14 protein-coding genes and 1 riboswitch are annotated in these 17,097 nt (G+C 70.7%); of the genes, 2 read left to right on the plus strand and 12 right to left on the minus strand.

Annotated elements, in window-relative coordinates; genetic code table 11:
- Positions 1-27 precede the first annotated feature (27 nt).
- The 8 genes from ACIBHY_RS05570 to ACIBHY_RS05605 all read right to left on the minus strand — a co-directional run bounded on the left by ACIBHY_RS05570 (position 28) and on the right by ACIBHY_RS05605 (position 9,599).
- On the minus strand, positions 28-1,035 hold the full coding sequence (locus tag ACIBHY_RS05570; protein WP_397306041.1) for a LacI family DNA-binding transcriptional regulator: 1,008 nt from the start codon (positions 1,033-1,035) through the stop codon (positions 28-30).
- Entirely contained in the window at positions 1,007-2,404 is a 1,398-nt protein-coding gene (locus tag ACIBHY_RS05575) for a GH1 family beta-glucosidase (RefSeq protein WP_397306042.1), read from the minus strand. Before ACIBHY_RS05575 ends, ACIBHY_RS05570 begins: the two co-directional genes overlap by 29 nt.
- On the minus strand, positions 2,401-3,225 hold the full coding sequence (locus tag ACIBHY_RS05580) for a carbohydrate ABC transporter permease (RefSeq protein ID WP_397256210.1): 825 nt from the start codon (positions 3,223-3,225) through the stop codon (positions 2,401-2,403). The genes ACIBHY_RS05575 and ACIBHY_RS05580 overlap by 4 nt, the downstream gene beginning before the upstream one ends.
- Positions 3,222-4,310: a carbohydrate ABC transporter permease gene (locus tag ACIBHY_RS05585; protein WP_397256212.1), complete on the minus strand. Its 1,089-nt coding sequence runs from the start codon at positions 4,308-4,310 to the stop codon at positions 3,222-3,224. The genes ACIBHY_RS05580 and ACIBHY_RS05585 overlap by 4 nt, the downstream gene beginning before the upstream one ends.
- 152 nt (positions 4,311-4,462) lie before the next feature.
- Positions 4,463-5,776, minus strand: coding sequence for an ABC transporter substrate-binding protein (locus tag ACIBHY_RS05590; RefSeq protein ID WP_397256214.1), 1,314 nt, complete (start codon positions 5,774-5,776; stop codon positions 4,463-4,465).
- A 610-nt stretch (positions 5,777-6,386) separates the two neighbouring features.
- Entirely contained in the window at positions 6,387-7,316 is a 930-nt protein-coding gene (locus ACIBHY_RS05595; protein ID WP_397306043.1) for an oxidoreductase, read from the minus strand.
- Between the two features lie 463 nt (positions 7,317-7,779).
- Positions 7,780-8,472 (minus strand): CHAP domain-containing protein, encoded by a 693-nt coding sequence (locus tag ACIBHY_RS05600; RefSeq protein ID WP_397256217.1) that lies wholly within the window; start codon positions 8,470-8,472, stop codon positions 7,780-7,782.
- A gap of 13 nt (positions 8,473-8,485) precedes the next feature.
- Positions 8,486-8,622, minus strand: a riboswitch (cyclic di-AMP (ydaO/yuaA leader).
- Positions 8,623-8,774: 152 nt separating this feature from the next.
- Positions 8,775-9,599, minus strand: a complete 825-nt coding sequence (locus ACIBHY_RS05605) for an aldo/keto reductase (RefSeq protein ID WP_397306044.1) — start codon at positions 9,597-9,599, stop codon at positions 8,775-8,777.
- A gap of 84 nt (positions 9,600-9,683) precedes the next feature.
- On the opposite strand from ACIBHY_RS05605, the gene ACIBHY_RS05610 reads away from it, so the two are divergent.
- Both ACIBHY_RS05610 and ACIBHY_RS05615 read left to right on the plus strand, forming a co-directional pair.
- A complete protein-coding gene (locus tag ACIBHY_RS05610; protein ID WP_397256221.1) occupies positions 9,684-10,604 on the plus strand; it encodes a hypothetical protein in 921 nt (306 codons plus the stop codon).
- Positions 10,601-11,782, plus strand: coding sequence for a DUF6716 putative glycosyltransferase (locus ACIBHY_RS05615; protein ID WP_397256222.1), 1,182 nt, complete (start codon positions 10,601-10,603; stop codon positions 11,780-11,782). Before ACIBHY_RS05610 ends, ACIBHY_RS05615 begins: the two co-directional genes overlap by 4 nt.
- A 12-nt stretch (positions 11,783-11,794) precedes the next feature.
- Here ACIBHY_RS05615 and ACIBHY_RS05620 read toward each other — a convergent pair whose 3' ends face one another.
- Genes ACIBHY_RS05620 through ACIBHY_RS05635 form a run of 4 tightly spaced genes read right to left on the minus strand, consistent with a single transcriptional unit; the run spans position 11,795 to position 17,048 of the window.
- Complete coding sequence (locus ACIBHY_RS05620) at positions 11,795-12,742, minus strand: FkbM family methyltransferase (RefSeq protein WP_397256224.1); 948 nt, start codon at positions 12,740-12,742, stop codon at positions 11,795-11,797.
- Positions 12,743-12,784: 42 nt separating this feature from the next.
- Positions 12,785-14,026, minus strand: coding sequence for a polysialyltransferase family glycosyltransferase (locus tag ACIBHY_RS05625; RefSeq protein WP_397256226.1), 1,242 nt, complete (start codon positions 14,024-14,026; stop codon positions 12,785-12,787).
- Positions 14,023-15,000, minus strand: a complete 978-nt coding sequence (locus ACIBHY_RS05630; protein ID WP_397256228.1) for a glycosyltransferase family 2 protein — start codon at positions 14,998-15,000, stop codon at positions 14,023-14,025. Before ACIBHY_RS05630 ends, ACIBHY_RS05625 begins: the two co-directional genes overlap by 4 nt.
- Positions 15,000-17,048 (minus strand): N-acetylneuraminate synthase family protein, encoded by a 2,049-nt coding sequence (locus ACIBHY_RS05635; RefSeq protein WP_397306045.1) that lies wholly within the window; start codon positions 17,046-17,048, stop codon positions 15,000-15,002. Before ACIBHY_RS05635 ends, ACIBHY_RS05630 begins: the two co-directional genes overlap by 1 nt.
- Positions 17,049-17,097 lie beyond the last annotated feature (49 nt).

Below are 17,097 nucleotides of genomic sequence, written 5' to 3' on the forward strand. Positions count from 1 at the left end.
CTGGGGTCGGTCAAGGATATCCGCTGGTCAAGCGGAGGCTCGCCGTACCAGATGAGTGTCGAGTATGACGACCGGCTGGCTCAGCTCCTCGCCGTTGATGCGGGCCACGAGCAGGTGCGCCATCTGGCGGCCCATCTGCTCGGTCGGCTGGTGGACGGTCGTCAGCGGCGGGTCGGTGTGCAGGGCCGCCTTGGAGTCCTCGAAGCCGACCAGCGCGATGTCCTCGGGCACGCGGCGGCCGGCCGCCTTCAGCTCGCGCAGCGCGCCCACCGCCATCAGGTCGGAGGCGGCGAACACGGCGTCGAGGTCCGGATGGCCGGCCAGCAGCGCGCGCATCGCCGCGGCGCCGCTCTCCTCGGAGAAGTCGCCGTAGGCCACCAGGTCGGGGGCGTTCGAGGCCAGCAGCGCGTCACGGTAGCCGGCCAGGCGGTCCACACCGACGCCCATGTCCTGCGGGCCGGCGATGGTGGCGATGCGGGTGCGGCCGATGCCCAGCAGGTGCTTGATCGCCTGGCGGGCGCCGCCGCGGTTGTCCATGTCGACGTAGCTGTACGGGTCGAGGCCGACCGGGCGGCCGCCGAGCACGGTCGGCACGCCCATCTCCTCCAGCCGTCCCGGCAGCGGGTCGGCGCCGTGCAGCGACAGCAAGAGGACGCCGTCGACGTGCTGGCCGGTCAGGAAGTGCTCCAGCCGCTCGTGCTCTTCCGGCGACTGGGCCATCGCCAGTATGAGCTGCAGGCCGGTCTCGGCCAGCGCGGAGCCGATGCCCCTGATCGTGCCGGCGAAGTACGGCTCGTCGAAGACGCGGAGTTCCGACTCCGACACCACCAGCGCCACGGTGTCGGTGCGGCGGGTGACGAGGGTGCGGGCGGCGCGGTTGGGGATGTAGCCGAGTTCGTCGATGGCCTGGCGTACGGCGGCGCGGGCCTTCGCGCTGACGTTGGGCGAGCCGTTGATGACCCTCGACACCGTGCCGCGCCCGACCCCGGCGCGGGCGGCGACTGCTTCAAGAGTCGGTCGGTTCATGGCCACCATTCTGCCGGATGATCTCCGCGTACCAGAGAGCGCTGTCCTTGAGCAGGCGGCGCTGGGTGGCGAAGTCGACGTGGACGAGGCCGAAGCGCTTGCCATAGCCCCATGCCCATTCGAAGTTGTCCAGGAGCGACCAGGCGAAATAGCCCTCCAGGGGGATGCCGCGGCGGGTGGCCTCCAGGCAGGCGGACAGGTGTTCGCGCAGGTAGGACACCCGGCCGGGGTCGTGGACGCGCTCCCCGTCCAGGTGGTCGTCGAAGGCGGCGCCGTTCTCCGAGACCACCATCGGCACCGCCGGGTACTCCTCGTGCACCCGCGTCAGCACCTCCAGCAGGCCGCCGGCGTCGATCTCCCAGCCCATCGCGGTGACCGGCCGCCCGCCCGAGACGAACGAGACGTGCTCGCTGCCGACCCACGGCGAGCCCGTGCCGGTCGGCGCCGCGGCGGCCGATGCGGCTCCGGGGCGGGAGGAGACGGTGAAGCGGCTGTAGTAGTTGACGAGCAGCAGGTCGATGGGCTCGCTGATGACCGCCAAGTCCCGATTCTTCATGAAATCCAGGTCCATGGCGAGGTCTTCCAGGACGTCGGGTGGATAGGAGCCCTTGAGAAGAGCGTCCAGGAAGAAGCGGTTCTGCAGGCCGTCGATGCGGCGGGCCGCGTCGTGGTCGTCCGCGGTGGCGGGCGTGATCGCGTAGAGGTTCACGCAGCCGCCCACGCGCGAAGGCCGCAGCGCCTGTACGGCCAGCCCGTGCGCCAGGTTGAGGTGGTGCGCCGCCCGGATCGCGGCCACCGGGTCCCGCCGCCCCGGCGCGTGCTCCCCCGAGGCGTACCCCAGGAAGGCCGCGCACCACGGTTCGTTGACCGTCGCCCACGTGTGCACCCGGTCGCCGAGCGCCTCGTGCACGGCGGCGGCGTAGTCGGCGAAGCGGTAGGCGGTCTCCCGTTCCGGCCAGCCGCCTCTGTCCTCCAGCGCCTGCGGCAGGTCCCAGTGGTAGAGCGTCAGCCACGGCGCGATGCCGTGCTCCAGCAGTTCGTCGGTGAGGCGGCGGTAGAAGTCGAGCCCCTTCTGGCTGACCGCGCCCGAGCCGTCCGGCTGCACGCGCGGCCACGAGACCGAGAACCGGTAGGCGGTCAGGCCCAGCTCGGCCATGAGCCTCACGTCGTCGCGATAGCGGTGGTAGTGGTCGACGGCCACGTCCCCGTGGTCGCCGCCGACCACCCGGCCGGGCACGCGGGTGAAGGTGTCCCAGATCGACCGGCCGCGCCGGTCGGCGGCGCCCTCGATCTGGTAGGCCGAGGTGGCCGCGCCCCAGGCGAACCCCGCGGGGAAACGTCCGGGCGCGTGCCGTACCTGATCTTCCTGGGTCGTCATGCCTTGACCGCGCCTTCCATGAGCCCGCCCACGATCTGACGGCCGAACAGGACGAACACCACGAACAGCGGCAGCACCGAGGCGGCCGTGCCGGTGAACAACATCACGTAGTCGGTGCCGTGCGCCGAGTTGAGCGCCGCGATCGACGTCTGCACCACCGGGTTGTCCGGGTTCAGCACGATGAGCGGCCACAGGAACTCGTTCCACGTCTGCATGAACACCAGCAGCGCCAGCACCGCCATGCCCGGCCGCAGCGCCGGGAGCACGACCCGCCAGTAGATGCCGAGCGTCGCCGCGCCGTCCACCCGCGCCGCCTCCACCAGCTCATCGGGTACGGCCTGCGCCACGTACTGCGTCATCATGAACACGCCGAACCCGTTGACCAGGAACGGCAGGATCACCGCCTTCAGCCGGCCGGTCCAGCCCAGCGAGACCATCAGCTCATACAGCGGCACCACGCCCATCTGCTGCAGCGGCACCATCATCGTCACCAGGATCAGCCCGAGTAGCAGCCGCGAGCCGGCGAAGCGCAGCTTGGCGAAGGCGAACCCGGCCAGCGTCGAGATCGCCACCACCGACAGCGTCACCGTGCCCGCCACGACCGCCGAGTTCAGCAGGCCCGTCAGGAAATGGGCGTCCTCGGTGGCCAGCAGCCGCTCGACGTTCTCGCCGAGCAGGCCGCCGGGCAGCAGGGGCGGAGGGGTGTCCAGCGCGTCCTCGTTGGAGCGCGTGGCCATGATGAACATGTAGTAGATCGGGAAGGCCGACAGCACGAGCGCCACCGCCAGCCCGATCCTCGTCGTGATCGTGGCCCGGTTCATCGGATCCGCCTCGTGAACAGGTAGTTGACCAGGGTGCCGAGCAGGATCAGCACGAACAGCAGCCAGGCGGCGGCAGCGGCGTACCCCATGTCGAAGTCGCGGAAGCCCTCCTTGACCACGAACATCGCCACCGTCTGGTACTGGCCCGTGGTGCCGCCGGTCATCATCGGGTTGCCCTCGAACATGACCGGCTCGGCGAACAGCGTCAGCCCGCCGATCGTGGAGACGAACACCACGAACACCAGCGTCGGCCGGAGCATCGGCACGGTGATCCGCCAGAACTGCCTGCGCGGCGAGGCCCCGTCGAGCGCCGCCGCCTCATAGAGGTCGCGGGGGATCGTCTGCATCGCGGCCAGCAGGATGATCGCGTTGTAGCCGGTCCAGCGCCAGTCGATCATCACGGCGATGGCGATCCAGGACGACCACTTCTCGTTCTGCCACGTGATCGGGGTCCCCAGCAGCCAGTTGACCAGGCCGTAGTCGCGGGAGAAGAGCTGGCTGAAGATGACCGCGACCGCCACCACCGAGGTGACCAGCGGCAGCAGCACGCCCAGGCGCAGGATCAGGCGGCCCTTCAGGCGCTTGTTGAGCGCGTTGGCCAGCATCAGGGCCAGCAGCAGCTGCGGCACCGTGGCCAGCGCGAACATGCCGAGCGTGTTGCCGACCGCGTTCCAGAACTCGGCGTCGGTGACCAGTTCGGCGTAGTTGCCGAGCCCCAGCCAGCTCTTGTCCCCGGCCAGTTCCCAGTCGTGCAGCGAGATCCACAGCGTGTACCCGAGCGGGAAGGCGCCGAAGACGGCGAACAGCAGGTAGTACGGCGAGACGAGGAGATACGGGGTGCCGCGAAGATCGAACCGAGACCACCGTCCACCCCCGCCCGCACGCCCGCCCCCGCCTCGCCCGCCCGCACGCCCGGTGCCGCGGCCGTCCTGCCCACCTCCGCGCCCGCGCTCGTCCCGCCCATCCCCGCGCCTGTCTCGCCCGGCCCAGCGCCCGCGCTCGCCTCGCCCGGCGCTGCGCCGAGCCGGCGACCAAGCCTCCTCCGGTGTTGGCTCGTTCGCCTGCGGCTCCTTCACCTGCGGCATCTTTGTCCGCGGCTCCTCCGATCTTGGCTCCTTCGATCGCGGCTCCTTCGTCCATGGCTCCTTCGTCCATGGCTCCTTTGCCCGGGGGTCTTTTGCCCGGGGCCGGGGCGGCTGGTGGGGTGGCTGGGGCGGCGCGAAGTCCATGGCCATGCTCAGCCCGCGGCCTTCACGCCGGCGGCCACGAACCTGGCCCACGCCTCCTCATACGGCACCGCGCCCTGGTCCATGCCCTCGATGACCTTCTCGACGGCGGTCTTGACCTGGGCGTGCTTCTCGCCCAGGAACATCGGCAGCAGATCCTTGACCGAGGCGGAGAAGATCTGGCCGGTCGGGGCGTCGCTGAAGTAGGCGTTCTTCAGGCCGGTGACCTTCGCGTCCTGCTGCGCCGGCAGCGAGCTCGGGAACGCGCCCGCCTCCTCGAACGCCATGACGTGGCCGTCCTTGCCGGTCAGGTAGTTCAGGACCTCGGCGGCCTCCTTGGGGTGCTTGCTCTGCTTAGGCAGGGCCAGCCAGGAACCGCCCCAGTTGCCCGACCCGCCCGGCACCGCCGCGACGTCCCAATTGCCCTTGTTGCCCTCCCCGGCCTTGCCCTCGATGACGCCGAGCATCCACGACGGGCAGCCCATCGTCGCGAACCCGCCGCCCTTGATCGCCTTGTCCCACGCCGGGCTCCACGCCTGCAGCTTCGCGGTCATCCCGGCCTTGCTGAACGTCTGCACCCAGTCGAACGACGTCTTGATCGCCGGGTTCGACTCGATGACGAGCTGGTTGCTCTTGTCGAAGTAGGCGACGTTGCCGTTCTTCGGGGCCTCCTGGGAGAGGATGACGTTGTAGATGGTGTTGGGGCCGTCCATGAACTTCGCCCCGGTCTTGGCGGCCTCGAACTTCCTGCCGGTTTCCAGGAACGCGTTCCAGTCGGGCCAGAGCTTGGCCACGTCCTCCCGGCCGGTGGGCAGGCCGGCCTTCTTGAACAGGTCCTTGCGGTAGCACATCGTCATGCCGCCGATGTCGGTGCCGAGGGCGAACAGCTTGCCGTCGGCGTTGACGCCCGCCTCCCACTTGGCCGCGGGGAAGTCGGCCTTGCGGTTCTGCATGCCGTACTGGCCGAGGTCGGCGAAGAACTGGGGGCGGGCGGCCATGAGGCCCATGGCGCCTTCGTCGATCGCCACCACGTCCGCGGCACCGCTGCCCGCCTGGAGGCGCTGGAGGAGCTGAGGGAGGTAGACGTCCTCGAAGCGGTCGGTCAGGTTCTGGTACTTGACCTGGATGTCCGGGTGGGCGGCGTTCCAGGCCTCGACCGCTTTGTCATAGCCGAAGTTCTCACCGCCGCCGAAGGTGTGCACGGTGATCGTGACGGGTTCCGCCTTGGCTTGGGCAGAGGTCTGGGGCTGGGGGGTGGAGGTGGAGCCGCAGGCGGCCAGAGCGGCGGTCATGACCGCGGCGGTGGCCAGACGCGTGTGCTTCATGTGTGCCCCTTGATGGTGGGGTGGGGGATATGGGAGCGCTCCCATGCAGAGTGCATCAGGGCGATGTCCCCGTCAACGAGGCGACACGCAACCGTTACATTCCGCTCGTCCTCCGCCCCTTGTATCGGACTCCAGACCACAAATCACCCACGGTCACGCCTGGGAGCGCTCCCGTCCCCTGTACCCAAGCGGTCGGCACCAACCCCGCCACCCCGATCGACCCGCACCGCTCGACCCCGCAGTCGGGACTCCGATCACCCGCACCGCTCGACCTCGCAGTCGGGACTCCGATCACCCGCACCGCTCGACCCCGCACCCAGCAGCCCGATCGACCCGCGCGGCCTCGATAAATGTGCGGCTGGCCCAGGAAGTGGCCAGGTAGCCGGGTGGCCAGGTAGCCAGCAGTCAAGGCAGCTTGTAAGTGGGCAGGCCTGCCAAGCGGGCCACCGTGTGGTCAGCGGTCCGGTTGTTGCGCGGGAGTGCGCTGCCAATGGGAGGGAAATGTGATGGCCGGGGTGGCTATTGGGGACTGTGGTGTTTGTGTGGTTTAGGAATGGCCGATCACGAATGAATAACGAGATGGGAGATCTATTTGAGGCGAAAGGGAGATCTATTTGGCGGGAGCCGTATCGGCGGAGAAGTCGTAATGGACGCCGGTGAGGGCTTCGGAGACTGTCCACAGGCGGGCGGCGACGGCGCGGTCCTTGGAGGCGGGGGAGGAGCCGACGGGGGCCGGGTAGCCGCGTGAGCCGAACGGGCCGTCGGGGCCGACGTAGGTGCCGCCGGCCAGGCCGCGTTCGGTGGCGGCGTAGAGGAGCGGCAGGGCGCCGCGTTCGGCGCTCTGGGCGAACAGCACGTTCCCCAGCCGGGAGCCGAACTCCAGGATCGGGTTGCCCTCCATGCGCGGGCCGACGACCTGGAGGTTGGTGGCGGCGTAGCCGGGGTGGGCGGCGACGCTGGTCAGCGCGCCGGCGGCGCGGCGCTGCAGCTCATAGGCGAACAGCAGGTTGGCCAGCTTGGACTGCCCGTAGGCGGCCCACTTGCGGTAGGACCGTTCGCCCTGGAGGTCGTCGAAGTCGATGCGGCCCGTCTTGTGCATGCCGCTGCTGACGGTCACCACGCGGGGGTCGGGACGCTCCAGCAGCCGTGGCAGCAGCAGGCCGGTGAGCGCGAAGTGCCCGAGGTGGTTGGTCCCGAACTGCATCTCGAACCCGTCCACGGTCTGCCGGTACGGCAGCGCCATCACGCCCGCGTTGTTGACCAGCACGTCGAGCCCGCCGGTGTACGCGGCGGCGAACGCTCGGACCGAGGCCAGATCGGCCAGGTCAAGTTGCCTGACCTCGATGGAGGCGTCGGGAGCCGCCTTCTTCATCAGCTGGGCGGCGGCCTCGCCCTTGGCGACGTCCCGGCAGGCCAGGACGGTGGTGGCCCCGCGCCTGGCCAGCTCACCCGCGGCGATCATCCCGACGCCGCTGTTGGCTCCCGTCACCACGGCCGCCAGGCCTGACAGGTCGCCGATGTCCGCTGCGGTCCATCCCATGACCCCTCCAAACGTGATCACCGTCACCCTAACCCGCCCACTCCCTCCCCGGTCATGAGACAACGCCGGGGTGGGACTTGAGGTCCCGGGGGAGCGTGGGCTGGGAGCCGGGTTGTATGGCCGGAGGTTCGCGGGATGGCGTGGCCGTGGGAGGGGCTGGCGGATCGGGGCGCGCACGGATGGAGTCGGCGCAGGTGAGGGGTGCGTGGGAGTGGGACGGGCCCACGGGGTGTGAGGGCGGGATGGGTGTGCGCGGGGCGGGGCGAGGGGGTGCGCGGGGCGGGGCGTGTCAGGGCGGGGTGGGTGTGCGCGGGGCGGGGCGGGGGTGGCGGCGGGTGAAGGGGTGCACGGGAGCAGCGGGGGAGTGTGGTGGTGGGGTCGGGAGGGTGCCGGACATGGGAACGGCGCGCCCGGGGGGAGGGGGCGCGCCGTTCCTGGGAGGGAGAGTGGGGGGAAGGGGAAGTTAAGCCGAGTAGTCGGGGTAGCCGTAGCCGACGACCTGGGAGGCGGGGCGGATGCGCTCCTCGACCTTGCCGTTGCCGGTGTTGCCCTCGACGGTGGTGATGGTGCCGTTGCCGTTGTCCTTGATGACGAACCCGACGTGGTTGATGGAGTCGAGGCTCTTGCTGCCGCTCCACGAGAAGAAGACGACGGCTCCGGGCTTCGCGCCGGTGCCCCATCGGTTGTTGTTCTTGAACCACTTGGCGTGGGTGACGGTGTAGGCGTCCCAGCCGACGGTGGTGCGGGCGCCGGTCTCTTCGCCGACCCAGCTGACGAACATGGCGCACCATGCGGCGTTCAGGTAGGCCTGGCGGTTGCCGCCGTCGCGCTTGACGGTCTCGGCGGCGCGGGGGGAGGACATGTACCACTTCTGGAACTTGGTGCCGCCGCCCCTGGAGTCCTCGCGGGTGCCGATCTGCTTCTTGGCCAGCGCGAGGACCTGGGCCGCCGTGGGCTTGGGCCGGTCGCTGCCGGCCTTCTTGCCGGGCTCGGCCTGGACGACGGTTTCCGGGACGCCCTTGGCGGCGGCGGACGCGGCGTGCGTCTCGGCCTGGGCGGGGTGTGTCGCGAACGCCGCGGTGGCGGCGATGGTCACGCCGAGAGCGGCGCGGGTGAGGTCGATCTTGGGGGCACGGGTAAGACGATGCTTCGCCATCGGGTGGGGTGACTCCTTGCTTCCATGCCGCTTACCGGGTTAGCTGACGGGTTCGGGCATGGAAGCTGCCCTACGGCGCGTGGCGCCGATTCACCCCAAAGGACCTGGGTCCCCGGTTCCGCGAGGGTGCGGATTCAGCGGTCACAGGCAAAGCCTGTGATGTGTGTGCGATGGTCTGGCAACGAACGGGTAGCCCGGACGTATGCCTTGGATGACCTGAAGGTAATACATGGGGCAAGGGGATTACAAACTCATAAATGACCATCCAAGGCTTGGTGCGGCCAAAAGGCCGCACCAGCCGGTCATCCCATCCAGTTAAAATTTGCCGGATCAGGTCCCAGACGGGTGCCGTTGTTGAGGGCTCCTATGGCAGCCATGTCCTCCGGGTCGAGCGTGAAGCCGAAGACCTGGATGTTCTCCCTGATCCGCGCCGGCGTGACCGACTTGGGGATCACCACGTTGCCGAGCTGGACGTGCCAGCGGAGCACGATCTGCGCGGGTGATTTGCCGTGTTTTCCGGCCAATGTGGCGAGGGCGGGGTCGTTCAGCAGGCCCTTGCCCTGGCCCAGCGGGCTCCACGCCTCGGTGAGGATTCCGTTGGCCTCGTGGAAGGCGCGCAGTTCGATCTGGGGGAAGTTCGGGTGCAGTTCGATCTGGTTGATCGAGGGGGTGATCTCGGCCTCGTCGATGAGCCTGGTGAGGTGCTCCACGCCGAAGTTCGATACGCCGATCGCGCGCGCCCGGCCGTTTCGGTAGATCTTTTCCAGGGACTTCCATGCCTGGAGGTATTTGTCCTGATCTGGAACCGGCCAGTGGATGAGATAGAGGTCGACGTAGTCGAGGCCCAGACGGGCCAGGCTCTCCTCGAAGGCCTCCTCGGCGCGGCCGTGGTCGGCGTTCCAGAGCTTGGTCGTGATGAACACCTTCTCCCGTGGCAGCCCCGACTCCCGGAAGGCGCGGCCCACCCCTTCCTCGTTGTAGTAGAGCCTGGCGGTGTCGATATGGCGGTATCCCGCCTGAAACGCGGTGGTGACCGCGCGTTCGGCCTCGTCGTCGGGCACCTGCCAGACGCCGAAGCCGAGCTGCGGGATCTGCACACCGTCGGTGTTGAGCAGCAGCGAGTTCATGCGACCCATTGTTCATATGGCGTTCCCTGCGGCTTAAGGCGACCGGGCTAGCTTGAACCCGTCGTGAAGAAGCAATGGGCTTGGGTGGAATCGCCGCTCCAGATGCTCTGCGCCGTCGAGGCCCACCACGCCGGGCTGCTCGGTGAGCGCACGGTCATCGTGCCGAGGGCGCGTCAGCGCGCACTCGTGGCCACGCGCCGCGAGCTGGCCGGGCTCGACCTGCCCGACGGGCTCGAGCTGGCCAGGCCGAGCGAGGAGATGCCGCGACCGGTCCAGGTGGTCGGTGACGCCTTCTCCGGGCGGGTGCAACTGCGCTGGCTGACCTCGCGGCCGGGCCGCATCGTCATCGTGGACGACGGGCTGGCCACGCTCCGGCTGCTTGAGCTGCTGGCCGCGGGGCCGTATCGGGCGCTGCTGAGGGCCAGGCACAAGGCGGGACTGCCGCGCAGGGTCCTCGGGACGGCGGCGGCGCTCAGGCTGGCCGCCTCCAGCACCGCGGTGTTCACCGCGCTGCCCGTCAAGGACGACCTCGCCGGCGCCGTGCGCGAGCGCGGCATCGACCTCATCTGCCACGACTTCGGCTGGCTGCGCGCGCAGCCCCTGCGCTCGCCCGGCCCGGCCGAGCGCACGGTCGTGCTCGGCACCTCGCTGGTCCGCAACGGGCTCGTGCACCGCGAGCGCTACCTGCGCTGGCTGACGGAGCTGGCCGCCAGCGAGCCGCTCGCCTACTTTCCCCACCGCCGCGAGGACCCCGTCGATGTGGCCGTGATCAGCGAACGGCCCGGCATCACCGTGCACGACGCCGGGGTACCCGCCGAACTCACGCTTCGCGGCCTGGACGCGAGCCAGCGCGTCCTGAGCCTGCCCTCGACCGCCATCACCTCGCTGCGTGTGCTGCTCGGCACCCGCGGGGTCGCGGTCGAACCGGTCGAGGTGCCGGACGACTGGTGGACCAGCCGGGCGGCCCCGGCGCTTCGCTCACATCTGACGGGGGTTGCCGGGTGAGGATCCTGGCCGTTGCCGACTCTGACTCGTATCTGAAGTGGGCGGCCTGCCTGCTCGCCGACCTGCCCGGGGACTGGGAGCGCGATCTCGCGGTGGTCCGCACGCCGATCGTGCCCTCGCCGCTGCAGATCGCCGCCGCCGTCGGCGACGGTCCCCTGCCGCCGGTGCTGTCGGCGCGGTCCTTGCGGCGTACGGCGCAGCGGACCAGACCCGACGCGATCGTGGTGGCGTGCACGGGCCCGGTGGTGGACGTGCTGGTCGCCGAGGTGCTCGACGAGCTGCGGCCCCGGCCCGTCTTCGTCACCGGCCTGCCCGGCATCTCGGTGCCCGCCACCGACAAGGCCTGGCTGTTCCGCAGCGGGTGCGACCTGTTCGTCGTGCACAGCGAGCGGGAGGCGGCCGAGTTCGGCGAGGTGGCCGGCCGGCTCGGCGGAGGGGGGCGGGTGGGGCTCGCCCGCCTGCCGTTCCTGCGCGTCCCGGAGGACGGGGCCCGCTTCGAGCCGGACGGACGCGAGCGCGACCGGGTGGTCTTCGCCACGCAGGCCAAGGTGCCGCGCGGCCGCGAGGAGCGCGAGCAGGTGCTGCTTGCCCTGGCCAAGCTGGCCGATCGCCGCCCCGACCTGGACGTCGTGGTCAAGCTGCGCGCCCTGGACGGCGAGCGGCAGACCCACAACGAGCGTCACCCCTATCAGCGGCTCTGGCAGGAGCTCGGCGAGCCGGGACGGCTGCGCTTCGCCGCCGGTTCGATGGACGAGCACCTGGCGGTGGCGGCGGGGTTCGTGACGGTGAGCTCGACCGCGGCGCTGGAGGCGATCGCCAGGGACGTGCCGTCGCTGGTGCTGGAGGACTTCGGCGTCAGCGCCGAGATGATCAACCTGGTTTTCACCGGCAGCGGGCTGCTGGGCACTCTCGACGACCTGGCCGACGGGGCCTTCCGCGAGGCGCGGGGGGCGTGGCGGGCGGCGAACTACTTCCACGCGGCCGAGGCGGGGACGTGGGTGGGCCTGCTGGACGAGCTGCTGGCGGGCCCTCGCGAGCCGGCCCGTTCGCTGCTCGACGGAGCCGAGCACCTGGCCGCCCGGCGGCGGGCGCGGTTGCGGGTGGAGGTGCCGCCCGAGGTGCTGCGCATCGGCTACCGCACCAAGCGCAGGCTCTCCCGGGCCCTGCGCGCCGGCTGAGCGAGCCGGGCGTCAGCTTGGGGCGAGGTGGGGCCGGAGCACGTCCAGGTGCTCCGGGCGGCCCGCGGCGACCACGTTCGAGCGGTAGAGACCCACGGCGCCGGGACGGTCGAAGTAGGCGCGCTCGCACGGCACCAGCGTGTTGTGCAGCTCGTCGATCAGATAGACCTGGGGATAGTGCGCGTAGACGAGGTCGAGCAGCTCGCCGGTGTCGCAGCCGCAGTTGGCCTGCAGCTCCGGGTGCAGTTCGAACAGCAGCGCCGGGCGCGCGGCGAGCGTGGCCGCGGCGCCCTTGAGCACGAAGCCCTCGTAACCCTCGACGTCGATCTTGATCAGGTCGGCGGTGCGGCCGTCGAGGTAGGCGTCGAGCGTGGTCATCGCGACCGTCACCGACCGGCCGCCGGGACCGGCGTTGCGGACGTCGGCCGAGTGCTTGCCGGACTGCTCAGCCGACAGGTGCAGCTCAAGGGACCCGGCTTCCGCGCCCACGGCCGTCGCGGCCACCTCGACCCGCTCGCCCAGCCCGTTGCGTTCGACGTTGGCGCGCAGGTGGCCGAGGTTCTCCGGCACCGGCTCGAAGGCGATCAGCCGCCCGGACGGCATCCGGGCGCCGCCCGCGCAGGCGTAGACGCCGATGTTGGCGCCGACGTCGGCGACCAGCCCGCCGAGCGCGGCCAGGTCCTCGAAGAGCGAGACCTCGAACTCCTCGTAGTAGCCGCCCGAGATCGACGGCATGATCGTGTTGTCCCACGCGGGCCCGGTCAGGCGTACGCCGCGGTAGGCCACGACGGCGCCCGGGGCCACGCCCATGCGGAAGACGCGGTGGTAGACGACGTTGACCAGCGGCAGCCCGCGCACGCTGCGTCCACGCAGCAGCACCCGGGCCAGCCGACTGCGGTTGGCGGCGCGGGCGGCGCGCATCGTGGTGACGGCGAGCCTGTGCTTTAACTTGCCGATCATGACTCCACCCTGTCACGGAGCCAGGGCGGATGTCAGGAGATCTCAGGACAGGGCCCGGCTCAGCTTCTTCTTGAGCCGCGACAGCGGGCTCGGCTGCTCCGAGCCGGGCAGCAGGCCGACCGCGGAAAGGCGCTGCTTCTTGAAGTAGCGGCCACTGCCGTGGGCCTCGATGAACGCCGCCGCCCGGGGACGCAGCTCGGGATGGGACTCCGGCTGCATGCAGTACCCGACCGCCTGGACCACCTCTTCCACCGGCGGCCGCCCGTCGCACAGCAGCGCGTCCACGATCGTGGCCGGGATGCGGTTGCTGTTCTCGTACGGCGACAGCCGTTCCAGCACCAGCTCGGTCCCGAACGCGGCGGCCGGCAGCCCGTAGAAGTGCCGGGCGCTGACCAGCCCGGTCGAGAAGCAGCCCACGACCAGCTCCGGACGCAGCGCCGAAAAGCACACCTCGGCCGGCACGCTCTCGTCGGCCACCGACAGTTTCACCCCGAGCGGCTCGGCCGCGGCCCGCAGCAGCCGGGCGTGCCGGCGTCCCGCCGCCGGGTGCGGCTTGAACACGACGCTGGAGTAGCCGAGGTCGGCCAGGGCGCGCAGCATCGACTCGTGCAGCGACGCCTCCTCCTGCGGGGTGAGGATCTCCAGCGCCGACAGGTACTGGCCCAGGATCATCGCCTGACCGGCCAGCATGTCGGGGGCGGTCGCGGCCACCTCGGTGACGATCCGCAGGAACGCGTCGTCGGAGATGGTCGAGGCGGCCACGCCGTACTCGCTGAGCAGCATGGGCGACAGGCCCGGCAGCAGGTCGAGGTGGAGCAGGCGGGTGATGCGGCGGAAGATCTCGGCGGGCAGCGGGTCGCGGGTGGGGCCGTAGCTCATCAGGCCGTCGGCGTAGACGGTGATGGGGCAGTCGCGCACCAGACCGGCGATCGTGCGCGCGGGCGGCACCGCGATCGACTCCAGCACCAGCTCGTCGACCCGGTCCAGCCTGAGGTGCGTGCGCAGCAGCCGCTCCAGCATCGGCACCTCGATGACGCGGGCCTTCCACGCCGACGGGTGCAGCGGCGCGATCAGCTCGTTCCACGACACCACCTCGTCGAAGCGCGAGCGCAGCACCGCGAAACCGGGCGTGCCGTCCAGCGGCAGCGAGACCTCGGGCACCGCGGCGTTGTTCGACACCAGCAGCGTTCTCCGGCCCTCGTGCGGGCCGAAGGCGCCCTCGTCGATCGCCGCGGCCAGCGACATCGCGCCGTAGAGCGTGGAGGCGTAGAACACCTGCGTCATGCCAGCTCCTCCCGGTCCCGGCGCAGGCGCAGGGCCTTGCCGGGCAGGTCGGGGACGAGCGCGCGCAGCACTTCCTCGCGCTCGACGGACATCCGCGCGACCGAGTCGGCCACGAGGTCGGCGGGCAGGCCGCGCACCATGGCGGCCCCGCGCTCGGTGAAGCGGGCGCGCAGCTCCGGGGTGAAGCGGTCGGCCAGCTCCAGGTGGTGAGCGAGCAGGGCGCAGAAGTTGCGCACCGCCTTGCTCAGATACCGTGCTTCGAGATCCTTGAAGACCAGGTCGAAGGCGTCGAAGAAGTGCAGTTGCCGCTCGTCGCCCACCTGGGTGAGCGAGCCGGAGACCTGCCGCCGGTAGAAGACGCCGGCCGCCGACACCACCGCGAACGTGGCCGCCTCGCGGTGCAGCCGCCAGATCCACGGCCGGTCCTCGGCGGTGTGCAGCGATCCGGGGAACTGCAGCAGGTCGCGCAGCGAGCGCCGGTAGACCCCCGCCCACGCGTACGGGTAGTCGACCATGGTCTTCACCTCGGCGGGCAGGATCGCCTCCTTCGGGTCGACGACCACGCCCCGCCGGGCCCATGGAGCGCGGTGCACGACCCGGTTGCGGCCGGTGACCTGCACGTGGTCGGCACGGACGAAGTCGCAGCCGAGCCCCTCGATGGCGGTGACCATCTCGGCCAGGTAACCCGGGGCCAGCCAGTCGTCGCCGTCGAGGAAGCTCACGTAGCGGCCGGTGGCCGCGGCCAGCCCGGCATTGCGGGCGTCGGCCAGGCCCACCGGCGTCAGGTGCCGCAGCACCGACAGGCCCGGCACCGCCGCGTCCTCGACGATCTGCCCGGTGGCGTCCACGGAGCCGTCGTCCACGACGATGAACTCGAAGTCCGGCCGCGCGTTGCGGGCCAGCGAGGCCACGCAGTCACCGATGTAGGCCTCGCCGTCCCGCACCGGGACGATCACTGTGAGCAGTGCCGCCATCAGACGGTGATGCGGCGCAGGCGGGCCTTGGGGGCCTCCTCACCGGGGAAGACGCGCTTGACGCCGTCGCCCAGTGCCTGCTCGATGATGCGGATGTCGCGCACCAGGTGCTCCAGCCCCGCCGGTTCGAGTGAGGCGGCGTGGTCGGAGCCCCACATGGTCCGGTCGAGGGTGATGTGCCGCTCCACCGCCACCGCGCCGAGCGTGACCGCGGCCAGCGAGATCTGCAGGCCGCGCTCGTGTCCGGAGTAGCCGATCGGCACGCCGTACCGCTGCTTGAGCGTGGTGATCGTGCGGAGGTTGGCCTCCTCGGGAGGAAGCGGGTAGGTGCTGGTGGCGTGCATGATGATCAGCTTGTCGGTGCCGAGGATCTCGACGGCCTCGTCGATCTCCGGCAGCGTGGACATGCCGGTCGACAGGATGAGCGGCTTGCCGGTCGCGGCGAGCGCGCGCAGCAGTTCCCGGTCGGCGACGCTGGCCGACGCGATCTTGTGCACCGGGACGTCCATCTCCTCCAGGAAATCCACGGAGGGCACGTCCCACGGCGAGGCGAACCACTGGATGCCCCGCTCGTCGCAGTACTTGGAGATCTGGGTGTACTCGTCGCGGCCGAACTCGGTCCGCTCCTTGTACTCCAGATAGGTCATCTCGCCCCACGGCGTCTGCCGGATCTGCGAGCGCTGCTCCACCGGTACGCAGATCGACGGCGTGCGCTTCTGGAACTTCACCGCCTGGCAGCCCGCGTCGGCCGCCACGTCGATGAGCCGGCGCGCCAGCTCCAGGTCGCCGTTGTGGTTGATGCCGATCTCGCCGATCATGTACACCGGCTGGTCGTCGCCGACCAGGATGTCGCCGACCGCCACCGGCGCCGACTTCAGCCGCAGCGCCGCACGGACCTGCGCGGGCTCGCCCACGGGCTCCGGCCGCGCCGCCGTCACCCGGTCACACAGCTCGCGTACGGCTCCCGCCCCGCCCGCCCTGGTCAGCACGACGCGCGCGGCGGCGCGTACCCGGGGGTGCGCGTCGGGCACCGCCACCGGCCAGCCCACCAGCCCCATCGGGCCGAGGTCGTTGACGTCGTTGCCGACGTAGGCGACGCGGGCCGGGTCGAGGCCCTCGATGGCCAGCCAGTCGCGCAGCACCGTCGCCTTGTCGGCCAGCCCCTGCAGCACCGGCACGCCGAGCTTGCGGGCCCGTGCGGCCACGACCGGGTTGTGCTCGGTGGACATCACGAGCAGCTTGACCCCTGCCCGGCGCAGCAGGGCGATGCCCATGCCGTCGGAGCGGTTGACGAGGACCATCTCACGGCCGTCGGAGTCGACGTAGGCGCGGTCGTCGGTGTGCACGCCGTCGAAGTCGGTGATGACGGCGTCGACGTCGATCGGCTCAGGGGTGTCGACGAACGGGGCGAGCGCGCGCACGATCTCCAGGTCGGCGGCGGAGTCCACCTCGACCGAGTGGCTCGGGGAGACCGGCTGGACGGCGACCTCGCCGAAGAAGCGGTGGCCGTGCTCGCGCAGGCCGGCCGCGCGCATGACGTAGAAGGCGCCGGTCTCGCGGTACTGCGGGTCGAGCTGCTGGCGGGGCAGGCGTACCGAGCGGTCGTGGTTGATGCCGACGCCCGCGGCGTTCCATAGGAACTCGTGGGTCGCGGTCGCGGAGAAGACCGCGTCTGCCCCGCCGTCCAGGACCTTGGAGATCGCCGCGTCGAGGTCGGCCGGGTCGATGAAGGCGCTGGTGCACTGCACCAGAAGCACGACCTCGGGCTCTTCCCGCGCGGTGTCGAGCGCGTGCAGCACCGCGGACTCGCTGGAGGCCGACGGGCCGCTCAGCTCCGCCGGGCGGTCCACGACCCGGGCCCCGGCCTCGCGCGCCGCGGTGGCGATCCCCTCGTGGTCGGTGCTGACGACGACCTGGTCGATCAGCTCCGCGCGCACGCAGGCGCGTACGGCCCGCGTGACCAGCGGGATGCCGCCCACCGGGGCGAGGTTCTTCAGGGGGACGCCCACAGAACCTCCGCGGGCGGGAATGACGGCCAGGACTCGCAAGGTGACTCCTTGAGATACGTAGGTGCCACCCGAAGCTAGGCCCCCGAAT

The sequence above is a fragment of the Nonomuraea sp. NPDC050547 genome (assembly GCF_044457345.1).
Classification (GTDB): Bacteria; Actinomycetota; Actinomycetes; order Streptosporangiales; family Streptosporangiaceae; genus Nonomuraea.